This window comes from Slackia heliotrinireducens DSM 20476 (assembly GCF_000023885.1).
Classification (GTDB): domain Bacteria; phylum Actinomycetota; class Coriobacteriia; order Coriobacteriales; family Eggerthellaceae; genus Slackia; species Slackia heliotrinireducens.
This window is the reverse complement of record NC_013165.1, coordinates 547,847-560,376: the sequence shown is the minus strand read 5'-3', so window position 1 is coordinate 560,376 and position 12,530 is coordinate 547,847. Positions and strand designations below refer to the sequence as shown.

General features: G+C 59.4%; 9 protein-coding genes. 2 read left to right on the top strand and 7 right to left on the bottom strand.

The window, feature by feature from the left end; all coding sequences use genetic code 11:
- Window positions 1–77: 77 nt before the first annotated feature.
- The gene (locus tag SHEL_RS02305; protein ID WP_012797493.1) at window positions 78–1,076 is read right to left on the bottom strand and encodes an IS1595 family transposase; all 999 of its coding nucleotides are present in this window, start codon (window positions 1,074–1,076) and stop codon (window positions 78–80) included.
- Window positions 1,077–1,435: 359 nt separating this feature from the next.
- Here SHEL_RS02305 and SHEL_RS02300 point away from each other — a divergent pair, with 359 nt between their 5' ends.
- On the top strand, window positions 1,436–2,713 hold the full coding sequence (locus SHEL_RS02300; protein ID WP_012797638.1) for a glutamate-cysteine ligase family protein: 1,278 nt from the start codon (window positions 1,436–1,438) through the stop codon (window positions 2,711–2,713).
- Window positions 2,714–3,590: 877 nt separating this feature from the next.
- Here the strand turns inward: SHEL_RS02300 and pheT are convergent.
- From pheT to SHEL_RS02270, 6 genes are all read right to left on the bottom strand, one after another.
- Entirely contained in the window at window positions 3,591–6,026 is a 2,436-nt protein-coding gene (pheT, locus tag SHEL_RS02295) for a phenylalanine--tRNA ligase subunit beta (protein WP_012797635.1), read from the bottom strand.
- A 15-nt stretch (window positions 6,027–6,041) separates the two neighbouring features.
- Window positions 6,042–7,124 (bottom strand): phenylalanine--tRNA ligase subunit alpha, encoded by a 1,083-nt coding sequence (gene pheS, locus SHEL_RS02290; protein ID WP_012797634.1) that lies wholly within the window; start codon window positions 7,122–7,124, stop codon window positions 6,042–6,044.
- A gap of 478 nt (window positions 7,125–7,602) precedes the next feature.
- The gene (locus SHEL_RS02285; RefSeq protein WP_012797633.1) at window positions 7,603–7,935 is read right to left on the bottom strand and encodes a hypothetical protein; all 333 of its coding nucleotides are present in this window, start codon (window positions 7,933–7,935) and stop codon (window positions 7,603–7,605) included.
- Between the two features lie 319 nt (window positions 7,936–8,254).
- Window positions 8,255–8,689 carry a 50S ribosomal protein L31 gene (gene rpmE, locus SHEL_RS02280; RefSeq protein WP_012797632.1) on the bottom strand — a complete coding sequence of 145 codons (435 nt, stop codon included), beginning with the start codon at window positions 8,687–8,689 and terminating at the stop codon, window positions 8,255–8,257.
- 216 nt (window positions 8,690–8,905) lie between these two features.
- On the bottom strand, window positions 8,906–10,396 hold the full coding sequence (gene panF, locus SHEL_RS02275) for a sodium/pantothenate symporter (RefSeq protein WP_012797631.1): 1,491 nt from the start codon (window positions 10,394–10,396) through the stop codon (window positions 8,906–8,908).
- Window positions 10,386–10,667: a YhdT family protein gene (locus tag SHEL_RS02270; RefSeq protein ID WP_012797630.1), complete on the bottom strand. Its 282-nt coding sequence runs from the start codon at window positions 10,665–10,667 to the stop codon at window positions 10,386–10,388. The genes panF and SHEL_RS02270 overlap by 11 nt, the downstream gene beginning before the upstream one ends.
- A 273-nt stretch (window positions 10,668–10,940) precedes the next feature.
- On the opposite strand from SHEL_RS02270, the gene SHEL_RS02265 reads away from it, so the two are divergent.
- A complete protein-coding gene (locus SHEL_RS02265) occupies window positions 10,941–12,530 on the top strand; it encodes a hypothetical protein (protein WP_041422463.1) in 1,590 nt (529 codons plus the stop codon).

Sequence of the window (12,530 nt, the reverse complement as noted above, 5' to 3'; positions counted from 1 at the left end):
CCGAGTATTATATGCAAGTATAAAACATACAGCAAAATGCAAACAATTGGTAGTATTATCTAAAAACTACCCTACAGTCAACCAACGTAGGCGTGACCGCGCTTGCGCGAGCTGCGGAAAGTGGCGTCGGCCATGAACAAATGGCGGAGCACCCTTTCCACTTTGGGCCATTTCTCCTCGGCCCGCTTGACCCTGAACAGGTACGCGTACCAGTTCAGATATGACTGCAGGTTCTTGACGTCCATGCCGACGTAGCCGTGCAGGTAGCGCCTGATCCAGGAGCACAGGTTGTTCACCATCGCCATCTTCTCGAGGTACTCCGGGTCCTTCGTGTCGGCCTTGTAGGGCCGGTCGACGCCCTTCACGGCCTTCACCAGCGACTTGTGGGACTTCTCCATGTCGTGGAAGATCTCGGAGCCCTCGGCGATGCTGGCCTGCAGCGCGTCCTTGATGCGCCTGGCCGAGGGCTTGCCGTGGCCGCAGCGCACGGCGACCACGTTCTTGTGGACGTCGATCGCGACCGCTATGCAGACCTTGTCCTTGCTCAGGCCCCTCTTCGGCCTCCAGCCCGGGCCTCCCTTCAGGTCGGAGTCCGTGACGTACATCTCGTCTATCCAGACCTTGTCCCGCAGGACGATGCGGTCCTGGTAGCCGTCTATCGTGCTCATGACCCGGTGGCGCCACTCCCAGGCCGTCTGGTGCGACATCCCGCAGAGCTCCGCCGCAGCGTCGAGCTGCACGTTGTAGCACATGAGGCGGATGAAGAGGACCCATGCGGACAGGGGCTTCTTCGAGGATTCGAATATCGTGCCGGCCAACGACGTGTACTTGCGACCGCAGTCGCGGCATTCCCAGAACCTGCGGCCGGCACCCGTGCGGCCTCGGCCGACGGTCTCGCCGGAACCGCATCTCGGGCACGGGGGCCGGGGCCTCCACTCGTCGGCAGCCTCGTCGTAATCTCCGACGCCGACGGACTCGCGGCACCTTCTCGTCTCGACGGCCTCTTGCAAGAGCGCGAAATCGCCCTCATCGAGGGCGTTGACCCGCTTCGCGAACGGGTTCGTACGGGTGGACATGGCGGTATCCCATCCGCCCAGGCGCCCATCCGATCGGGATCGTCGCCAAACAATGGACCGGATGGGCACCTGGGCTGATCATTGTTTGGCTCCGCCATTATAGCCTTTTGCACAGCACGGCGGCCGACTGCTCGGGAGTGCCTAGCATGCCTACGTTGGTTGACTGTAGGAAAAAACTAACTATTAGTTTGCATATTCTAACCGATTTTTGCATAAAATAACATTCTTAGTCATGAATCAGAATGTTGATGCATAACACGATGGTTTCAGTGTGCACCCCGTGCATTCACAAGGTTTGGGCACTCTAGTATACTGGATTGGAAATACGAAATATCAAGTATGCTTCCAAGGAGGCCTACGTGGAACGCCACCCGAACACCCAAGCACTCTATGCCGATCAGCCCGCACGCGAGCAGAACATCCAGGCGCTCGTGAGCCTGTTCGAAAGCGGAATCAAGAAACAGGCCGAAACGCTCGGCGTCGAAGTAGAGCACACCATCGTCGATGCCGACGGGCAGCCTTTGACGTACAGCCAGCCCAATGGCGTGGCCGACGTCCTTGAAGCTCTCAGCGCTACATACCCCCAGGTCACAAAGGACGGCATTCATATTCTCGGCCTGGCACGCCCCAAGATGAACGTCACAATCGAGCCTGCTGCGCAAATCGAGCTGTCTGCGGGCCCCTTCGTTCGCCTCGACGAGGTCGAGCAGGCCTTTGTACAGTTCGATAACGACGTTGCCCAGATAATCGAACCGCACGGATGCCGCATGCTGACTTACGGATACGACACCAGTATGAAAGCGGTTGATAAAGAGCTCATTCCCAAGGCCCGCTACGACTTCATGAACCGCTACCTCTCAACCATTTCGCCGTATGGCCCTCGCATGATGCGCGGCAGCGCCTCGACGCAGATTTCCATTGACTTCACCAGCGAAGCGGATGCCGTCCGCAAGCTCCGGCTTTCGAACGTACTTGCCCCAATCTTCGCTCTCATCTGCGACAATACCCCGGTATTTGAGGGGAAGAAGGCGCCCCATTACATGATGCGCACTGAAATCTGGCGCCACCTTGATCCTGTCCGTTGCAATACGGTGCCTGGTTCGTTGGCCGAAGATTTCAGCTTCCGCAAATACGCCGAATACGTCCTGGGCGTGCCGGCGATCGTTGCTCCCAATGGCGAAGGCGGTTTCCGTTACGACACGCGCACGTTCGGCGAAATCTATGCCGAAGTGCCCATGGAACGCCCCGACGTGGAGCATGCGCTGTCCATGCAATGGCCAGACACACGTCTGAAAACCTATCTTGAAATCCGTCCCGCAGACTCGATGCCCACACCTTATGTGGTTGCATACGCCGGATTGGTCAAGGGCCTGTTCTACTCCGAATCATCCCTGAACGCTTTGGACGACATGCTCTGCGACGTTCTTGACGAGGCTCTTGTCGAAGATGCCAAGACGCAGCTCATGAGGCTCGGCTACGACGCGCAGGCGTACGGCATGCCGGTGTCGGACATCGCCGACAAGGTCATCGAACTGGCATACGCCGCACTCGGTAGCGACGAGAAACGCTACCTTGATCCGCTGGCTGAGCTCGTGGAAAAACGCATCACCCTCACCCAGCTTTCCGATCTGTGGTAACAGCCCTTCGTCGATAAAATGCCGAATCGACCGCATCCCCGGCGTTAATCCAGCCGGATGCTACCGCATTGCCTGCAAATTGTGGAATGGTCATGGGGCGCCCGGGCGAAGCCTTCCGTAAGGGCGGGCGATGCGGCGTCTGAACAGGTGCTTTCATGGGTTCAGGCGGAATTCAGGCTCAGTTCAGGCTCCGCCAAGGTTTTCGCCAGGAAAGATAGGCTATAGTCCGCCATGTGGGACTTAGCCCGACCTTCTTCGGAAGGGGTGATGCCCTTGGACGTTTTGAGTCCTGCCCTTCGGTTGCTCCCGGAGGGAGGTGATGACCCGTGAGGGACTTCTTCGTAGCGGCCGCCGCGAACGTGGCGGCCGGATGCGTGCTCTGGCTGCTCCGGCTCCTGTCGGCGCGGATCCTGACGCGCAAACGAAAAAGGCCTAGCGGAAAGACGCACCGCTAGGACCAAAACCCACCGCTGATTCTACAATGTAGATGAGGCAGGCGTCAAGCCCCGGGCCCCCTGCGGGCCTGGGGCGGTCCCACGCAAACGTCGTAAGCGAATGCCGAATGGCAGGCGTTCTACGCCAGTGCAGCCAGCAGCGACAACGCCTCGGCTGGACCGTTCCCCTTGATTCCGTCCTTCATCGTCCCCATAGCGCGCAATCCCCACCGACGGCCCCTTCGCCTTTCGGAGTTCCTCTGCCCGATTCCCTGAACGGCCAACATGCCCCCGTTCAAGACATAGCCTCTGGGAACATGCTCTGCAGCAACTACTTTGCATGCTGTTCTTGTGGCTGAATTATGCTGGCCACACCGAAAAGGCCCTCCGCAGTTTTGTACCGCGGAGGACCTTCCTTTTCGGGCTTTGCCGAATGGCGGTTGTTATCCGCGAACCTCGGCGCCGGTAGCGCGGCAGGTCTTGTCGATAAGCTTGTTGTGGGCCTTGTCCACTTCCTCGCTGGTCAACGTGCGGTCTGCCGCACGGTAAGTCAGCGAGTAGGCCATGGATTTCTTGCCTGCCCCAAGATGTTTATCGGAACGGTAGACATCGAACAGGCGAACTTCCTCGAGCAGCTTGCCGCCGGCAGACTTCATGCACTGCATCAGTTTCTCGTTAGTGACGGTTTCGTCCACCACGAAAGCTGCGTCGCGGGCGACCTCAGGGAACTGGGGCACATCGACGTAGTCGCGGGCAGGACGGGCATTGCGCTCAAGAGCATTCATATCCAGTTCGAAGGCGACGATAGGCGCCTTTGCGTCGAAGGCGTCGGCGGCCAGAGGATGGATTTCGCCAATCCAGCCAATCTCGTCGCCGCCGGAAAGCATGCGGGCTGCGCGGCCGGGCTGCAGATGCGGAGCATCTTCGGCGCTCAACGCGCGGAACGTCACCTTTGGCAGTGCGAGCTCACGGGCGATACTTTCCAGAACGCCCTTGCCGTCGAAGAAGTCGAAGGGTGCCGGGTCGGTGTTCCAACCCTTGACGCCCATGGACCCAGCCAGAACGCCAGCCAGCTTGCGACGCTCCTTGGGCTTCTTGGAACCCTCGTGAGCGGCGAAGACCGTGCCGATTTCGTACAGCTGGATATTGTTGACGCCACGGCTCTGGTTGTAGGCGATGCTGCGAAGCAGGCCGGGGATAATGGTGCGGCGCATATGGGCCTGCTCTGCATTCATCGGATTGATGAGCTCCACAGGATCGCCCAGGCCGTCTTCCTTCATGCGCAGGTTTTCGAGATCGTCCACATGGGCGAAGGAATAGGTCATGGTCTCGTTCATGCCGCTTGCGGAAAGCGTGCGATGCAGCTTCGCATCGATGAGCTGCTGCGGGGTAAGAACACCCACGCGACCGCGGCCAGCAGGCAGCGTCGAAGGGATGCGGTCCATGCCATACAGACGCAGGACTTCTTCGTACAGGTCAATCTCGCGCTCAAGGTCGGGACGGTAGGTCGGGACGGTTACCGACAGAACGTCGGGGTCTTCAGTGTCGGCGACCGTGCAACCCAGACGCGTCAGGCGGCTCTTCATGAATTCGACAGGCACGTCGTCGCCCAGCATCTGCTGGCAACGCTTCACACGCAGCGGCAGTTCGCGAGCGGGAGTGTCACCGGCAGGCCATTCGTCGACGATGCCCTTGCACACCGTGCCGCCTGAAACTTCGGCGATAAGCGCTGCGGCGTAATCGCTACGCCAGTCGATGTCATGATCGTCGACGCGGCGCTCGTAGCGGATGGAGGACTCGCTGATCAGGCCGAGGTTGCGGCTGGTGCGACTCGTATGCGCCTGATTGAAGGTTGCGGCTTCCAGAAGGACGTTCGTCGTGCCTTCGGTCACCTCGGAGTCGATGCCGCCCATGACGCCGGCCAACGCAACGGCGCGCTTCGGCGTGGAAATGACCGTCATGTCGCTGGTGAGCTCACGCTCGGCGCCATCCAGTGTGGTGATTTTCTCGCCCTCTTCGGCAGCACGCACGATGATGGTCGCCTTACCGTTCTCAACGTCCAACGTATCGAAGTCGAAGGTGTGCAGCGGCTGGCCCAACTCGAAGAGCACGTAGTTGGTCACGTCCACGATGTTGTTGATGGAACGCTGCCCAATGGCCGCCAGTCGCTCGACCAACCAATCGGGAGACGGGCCCACCTTGACGTTGCGAATAAGACGAGCCGTGTAGCGCGGACACAATTCCGGATCGGGGATCTGAACGGCGACGGCGTCCGACGTAAGCTCGTCGGTCTCCGTCAGCTCGCGGCTGGGCAGCGTAATGTCGATGTCGTACATGGCACCGACTTCGCGGGCGAAACCGACCACTGACAGGCTGTCAGGACGGTTCGGCGTGATTTCCAGATCAAGAACCGTGTCGCCGATTCCCAGATAGTCGGCAGCGGGCATGCCGATGGGGGCATCCTCAGGCAGAATCATGATGCCGGAATGGTCGTTGCCCAAACCGAGTTCACGGGCAGAGCAGTTCATGCCGTTGGACGTGACGCCGCGGAGCTTGGATTTCTTGATCTTGATGCCACCAGGCAGTTCAGCACCCACGAGCGCCGTGATAATGTGGTCGCCCTGGTTGAAGTTCTGTGCGCCACACACGACCTGAATCGGCTCGGCCTGACCCACGTCCACCTGGCAGACGAACATGTGGTCGGAGTCCGGATGCGGCTCCTTGGACACGACCTGCGCGGTCACGATGTGGTCGAAGGTGTCGCCCAAGCGGTCGACCTCCTCAACGCCCGTGCCGGTCAGATCCAGCTGGTCGCAAAACGCTTTGATTTCATCAGGCACCTGCACGTAGTCGGCAAGCCATTTCATGGAAATTTTCATTATTCAGACCCCTTCCTAGAACTGACGCAGGAAACGCATGTCGCCGTCGAGCAGCATACGCAGGTCGGGGACGTTGTATTTGAGGCAGGCGATGCGCTCAACGCCGATACCGAATGCGAAGCCCGAATACACTTCGGGATCGATGTCCACGAATCCGTAGACGTTCGGGTCGACCATGCCGCAGCCGAGGATCTCAAGCCAGCCCGTGCCCTTGCACATACGGCAACGTTCGCCATTATGCAGGTGCCCTGTGCCGCCGCATACGCCACAGCTAACGTCAGCCTCGGCGGAAGGCTCGGTGAACGGGAAATAGTGCGCGCGGAAGCGGGTCTTGCGGTCTTCGCCGAAGACGGCCTTGGTGAAGTACTCGAGCGTACCCTTCAAGTCGCCGAAGGTGATGCCCTTGTCCACGACCAGGCCTTCGATTTGATGGAACTGCGGAAGGTGACTCGGGTCAGCAACGTCGCGACGGTACACCTTACCAGGGGCGATGATGTAGATAGGCGGTTTCTGGTCCTCCATGGTATGCACCTGCACGCCCGACGTCTGGGAGCGCAGCAGGATGCCGGACTCGCCGCGAACACGGGAGACGTCGCCAGAGCGATCGACCAGATAGAAGGTATCCTGCATGCCGCGGGACGGATGGTCTGCCGGGGCGTTCAAGGCCTCGAAGTTGTAGTAGTCGGTCTCGGCTTCAGGACCGGTAACGACGGAATAGCCCATGCCGAGGAAGATTTCAGAAACCTCGTCGATGATGCCGTTGATCAGATGGCGCGTACCCATCTGCTGGACGCGGCCGGGCAGCGTGATGTCCACGGCCTCGGAATCCATTTTGGCCAGAAGCTCGCTGCGCTCAAGAATCGCCTTGTGCTCATCCAGAGCAGCCTCGATGGTCTGACGCACTTCGTTGACGGTCTTGCCGACGACAGCGCGCTCTTCTTTGGCAACCTGGCCCATGCTGCGAAGGTAGCTCGTAAGCGTGCCCTTCTTGCCCAGAACGCCGATACGGACCTGATCGAGCGCTGCGGTGTCAGCCGCGCTCTCAATGGCCGCAAGCGTCTCGGCCCTGAGCTGCGATAGCTCATCGATCAATGCCATGACCTGCACCTTTCTTCGTTGTAGCGACGCTTATGCGCCGCATCGTTCACCAATATAAAAAGAGCCTCTCCCGCCTTAGACGACCTAAAACGGTCAAGTCCAAGGACGAGAGAGGCTCTCGCGGTACCACCTCGGTTGACGAATTCGCCAGAAGCCAGGATACCCTGTGCCCCGAACGGATTCGCCCGCTCAACTGCCCTGTAACGGGAGCGCCCGGCTCGACCTACTTGGCATCCATGCCCCGAGAGGCATCCCGCGTTCAGCCGTGCTGCTCGGAAGGGAAACGCCGCCCCGCGTTCTGCCAGGTTCTTTCAGCCGAGGAACCCTCTCTGTTGGCAAAACGGATGCGAGGAAGCAATCTTCGTCAACGCACATGCCGCCTGAGCGGCACAAACGGGAAGTATACCGCAACGATGGACCAATTATGACCGTCAATATATCCTTTTGAAAAAAGCACACGTCAAAGCCGTGCAGGAGCCTATCCGCATGTCGCCAGAGGCACATGCGTTTTTTGCTGATCAAATGCCAAGTGGGACTTCCTTGGCTTCGCGACGACGCGAATAGGCTCGCCATATGTACGCACGGCGTCTGACTTGATTTCGAAATCGAAGCCACCCACATGCCACCCCACGCCAAATCCGCAATCCACTGCCTTGACCTGGACAGACGCCTCGTCATCGACCACCTTGGCGAACAACGGCCAAATTGCAAACAGGGATGATACGTTATATTTGAGCACCTCCCCGTCAGAAAACCGGGCTAAAAAGATTCGGTCGTTCAGGGGCAAGGCATGGGTGATTTCGCATGACATGGTGCAGATCCTTTCAACTTCAATTGGACATGGCAGGGAGATTCGTCGGATATACCGACTCCGCAACGGATGCAGCGTTACGTTTCGATATGCGAATTGAAAGAAAGAGTTTAAGGAGACATGGGGCAGCCCTTTCGTCAGTAAAGGCTGTCCTCGTGCGAGTTAGGTACACCAACCATATCTATTCACAAGAACATTTGTACGCTTTTAGCGTCCGCCTGTCAAGCGGAAATGTTCAACGTTTCGAAAAAGAAAGAAAAAGAAAAGCGCCCGCTCGCAGGAGCAGGCGCTTCGTCTTGCCTTAGTAAGGATGGCGCGCTTATTCAGCAGCAGCTTCCTCAGCGGCCTCTTCGGCAGGAGCCTCAGCAGCGGCGGCCTCGGCGGCGGCAGCGGCCTTAGCGGCTTCAGCCTCAGCCTTCTTGGCGAATTCGGCGGCACGGGCAGCCTTGGCAGCAGCCTTGGCTTCGCGCTCAGCCTTCTTCTTGGCCTCGGCCTCAGCGACGGCAGCAGCCTTCGCAGCCTTCTTGGCGGCCTCGCGCTCGGCGACGGCGGCAGCGGCGCCACCAAACTTGTCAGCGAAGCGCTGGACGCGTCCGCCGGTGTCAATCAGCTTCTGGGTGCCGGTGAAGAACGGATGGCACTCGTTGCAGATGTCGACGCGAAGTTCGCGCTTGGTGGAGCGAGTGATGAAGGTGTTGCCGCAGGTGCAGCGAACCTGGCACTCGACATATTCGGGATGGATGCCCTCTTTCATGATGGTTTCTCCTTTTCATGTCTTGGTTTCCGACCAAGACGAGACAGCCTGCGTATGATAGCACAGCTCGCGTTTTGTTGGAAGAACCCCCTGCTCCCTCACGAATGTTGCACAAGCTGCGGTATTGCGATCCGTCGGAATGCCACACTCAAAGCGAAAGCGACCACGAACAATCGCGGCCGCTGTAAGTCGAGATTTCTAAGCGAGCAGGCTTGGCTACTTGCTGGGGAAGAACATCTCCAAACGCTTCGGATCGTCGGCCTTGGTGGCAAGCGAACCGATGATCATCAGGATGAACGACACGGTGATGCCGATGGTAATCTGATGCAAACCGCCGATCTTGAATCCGAAGTACATGGCCAGGCAGTAGACCAGCACACCGCCCGCCATGGAAAGGATGGCGCCGTACTTGTTCGCACGCTTCCAGAACAGACCGCCCACCAGAACCCAGCAGAACGCCGTTTCCAGACCGCCGAAAGCGAACATGTTGATTTTCCAGATGACCTCGGGCGGGACGATAGACAGGATGAACACGATGGCACCGAGCAAAAGGGTGATGGCCTGGCTGGAGTTGCGGACCAGCTTGTCCTCGGGAAGAGCGCCCTTCGCTTCGCAATGATGCAGCCAGATGTCCTTGATGATGGCCGAGCTGGAGGCGATCAGCAGCGAGCTGACCGTGGAGATGGAAGCGGCGATAGGGCCGATGATGGCCACTCCGGCCAGCCACGAGGGAAGCGTCTGCACGATAGCCTGCGGGATGATGTTGTCGATGCTGCCGCCGTAGGCTTCGACGGTGTCTGTCAGAACGCCGGCGCTCAGCACGCCCAGCGAGGTAACGCCGATCATCATAGCGCCGAGGATCACGGTGCCCCAGATCATGGCGTTGTGCAGGCTCTTCGTATCCTTATAACCCATGGTACGGACAACGGACTGCGGCAGGCAGAAGGTGAAGATGCCCACCAGCAGCCACTGGGTGAAGTACAGGCCGTAGGGCATGTTACCGCCAGACAGGGGTTCCATCATCTCGGGATGGTTGGTAGCGATGGTGGTCATGACGGCCTCGTAGCCGCCGCCTGCATTCAGGATGCCGCCCGCCAGCACGGCGATACCCACGAGCATGGCGATGCCGCACAAGGCGTCGGTAACGGCCACGCCGCGGAAGCCGCCGATGGTGGTGAACAGGATGCAGGCCACGCCGAAGATGATCAGGCCGATATTGTAGGAGTAGCCGGTCACGTATTCGAACAGCTTTGCTCCGCCTACGAACTGGGCGATCATCGTGGTTGCGAAGAACAGCACCATGATGACGGCTGCAATGATGGCCAGCGCGTCGGATTGGTAACGCTCGCGGATGACGTCGATGACCGTGACGGCGCCCGTCTTGCGGGAAACCAGGGCCATCTTCTTGCCCATGATGCCATACAGCAAGAACAGCGTCGTGACCTGGACGGCAGCCATATAAACCCAGCCCCAGCCGATGTTCCAAGCCTGGCCCGGGCCGCCCACGAACGAGCTGACGGAACCGTACGTCGCGATGGTGGTCATGGCCAGGACGAAGGCGCCCAGACCGCGGTTGCCGATGAAGTATTCCTTCACGAATCCCTGTTCCGCCTGCTTGGCAGCGCGGCGACGGACGACGATGGCCACCACCATCGCAAACGCCAAGAACAGGAGGACGGGCAGGATGCCTGCGATGTTAGCGCTCATCTTCGGCCTCCTCATCGTCCAGGTCGAAATCCTTGAAGACGACCTTCGCCAATACGACGCAGCAGATCAGCGACACGATCCACGTGCCGATGGTGCCGCCGATCACCCAAATGGGCGTATGGGCAATCTCGATGCCCGTGCCCGCCAGGCCGAAGCCCAGCACAATCCAAGCGACGATCGTCACGCACAGCGCGACCACCGTTGCCTTCGCCTCGCGATTGGCCTGCAACAGCTTCTCGCGATAGGTCATGCGGGTCTGGTTCTCTGCCATTGCCACTGCCCTTTCTCTTCCTTGCACCGAACGTCCCGCGCACAGTCGAGACGGCATCCGATGGGATGCGAGGCCATTGTACGTTTGCAGTACATCAAGACTGCGCAGCAGCTTGTATAGGCAGCTCTGATATATTTGCGCATCGGCGTTTTCGCAGGTCAATTCCGTACCGTGATGCATATTTGCCTAGTTATGTTTGCGGGGTTCAGCGGGGTTCACAAGCAGGTTCTGGCTCGGTATACTGTCTCGAAACGACACATGAAGGAGCAATCCATGCACCTCAAGCAGATCAAGCGCAACGGCCGCGTGTACCTTTCAGTGGTCCAGAACTATCGCGAAGGCGGCAAAACGCGCACCAAGACCATCGAGACCATCGGGTACGCGGATGCGTTCGCCGACCGGTACGACGACCCTATAGCGCATTTCCAGGAGTACGTGGCAAAGCTGAACGAGGAGGCCCGAAGCGAGGATGCACCCGTTTCCCTCTCCTTTTCGCGCAATGCGCAGATCGAACCCGGCCAGAACGAGGGAGTGCATCTTGGCGCAGGCATCGCCGCATCATATATAGAAGCGTTGGGGGCGCACACATTTTTCGACGGCGTTTCAGGGTCTCAGGGGCTTGCCGACCCGGGAACCGTGTTCGAGGTCCTGGCCTGCGCGCGAATGCTGCATGCCGTCCCGAAGCACGAGACCTGGGAGTCCATCGACGCGTTCCCCCGTGAAGTGTCCGCAAACTTCACGGACGCGTACCGCGCACTGCCCTGCTTCGCCCGCAACGACATGCAGCTCGTCGCAAGCATCAACAAGGCTTTCGACCGGCTGCGCGGACGCGGATCTGTCAACCAGGCGCTGCTCATTTACAGCAACTACGTGTTCAGCGCGGCTCTGGGTGACGAAGCGGGCGGCGGGCGGCCATCCCGAGCAGAAGATTCCACATCGTCCCAGCTCAAACGACTATGTGTCATCATTGACGGCAACGGCATGCCAATTACCTACCGCATCGTGGATGCGCAGCTGGACACCGCCGGCGTACTTTCCGTCCTTGAGGAGACCAAACGTGAAATCGGTGCGAAGCGGATTGTGCTTGTGGCGGGCCGCGTGGACGATGCCGACGAGATAGCCCGCCTCACCTGGGAATCCGGCAACGGGTTCATCCTGTACCAACCCCTCGGCTCCGCCGCGAGGGGCCTTCGCCAATGGGTGGCCGACAACGACGGATACGAAACCTCGAAAAGCGGCAGTTTCCGCATGAAATCCCGTGTGATGCGCCACGAATACATGGATGACGAGGGAAAACACCGACGCATGCCCATCAAGGACCTGGTGCTTTGGGGCCGCGAGTTCGCCATGCAGACCCGCGCCCAACGCATGAGCTCTTCTCAAACCGACGGCACAGGCTCCGACACCGATCTGGACGGCTACCTTTGCATCGTCTCAAGCGAAACGGGGCGCACCAACGGGGGCCTGTTCAACCTGTACCGCGAGCTTTGGCGCGTGCACGAGCCATTCCAGGTCATCGATGCCGACTTCATCTCTCCACCCGCCCCCGTCAATCCCCAGGATCACCTGCGTGCACATTTCCTCATCTGCTACACCGCGTTTTTCGCGCTGCGCATGCTTCGTCTGGACATGGGCTGGAAATACAATGCCGCCCAGGTAGCGGACGCGTTGCTCCAGCTAGAAGGCGCACATCTGACAGAAAACTGGTATCTGTTCAACTACCGCACCGACGTGACCGATGCCGTCGAAGAGACCCTTGGCATCGACGTGGGACGCCGCATCATGAGCCGCAACGACATACGTCACGCCATCGCCCAGGCCAAGCGCACCATCCGGGACCGGACACCCCTCGATAGAAGATAG

Bases quoted from the DNA above. Each gene is read 5' to 3' on its own strand.
- SHEL_RS02285 (WP_012797633.1), bottom strand. From the start codon at position 7,935: ATGTCATGCGAAATCACCCATGCCTTGCCCCTGAACGACCGAATCTTT.
- pheS (WP_012797634.1), bottom strand. From the start codon at position 7,124: ATGGCATTGATCGATGAGCTATCGCAGCTCAGGGCCGAGACGCTTGCG.
- SHEL_RS02270 (WP_012797630.1), bottom strand. From the start codon at position 10,667: ATGGCAGAGAACCAGACCCGCATGACCTATCGCGAGAAGCTGTTGCAG.
- panF (WP_012797631.1), bottom strand. From the start codon at position 10,396: ATGAGCGCTAACATCGCAGGCATCCTGCCCGTCCTCCTGTTCTTGGCG.
- SHEL_RS02265 (WP_041422463.1), top strand. From the start codon at position 10,941: ATGCACCTCAAGCAGATCAAGCGCAACGGCCGCGTGTACCTTTCAGTG.
- SHEL_RS02305 (WP_012797493.1), bottom strand. From the start codon at position 1,076: ATGTCCACCCGTACGAACCCGTTCGCGAAGCGGGTCAACGCCCTCGAT.
- rpmE (WP_012797632.1), bottom strand. From the start codon at position 8,689: ATGAAAGAGGGCATCCATCCCGAATATGTCGAGTGCCAGGTTCGCTGC.
- pheT (WP_012797635.1), bottom strand. From the start codon at position 6,026: ATGAAAATTTCCATGAAATGGCTTGCCGACTACGTGCAGGTGCCTGAT.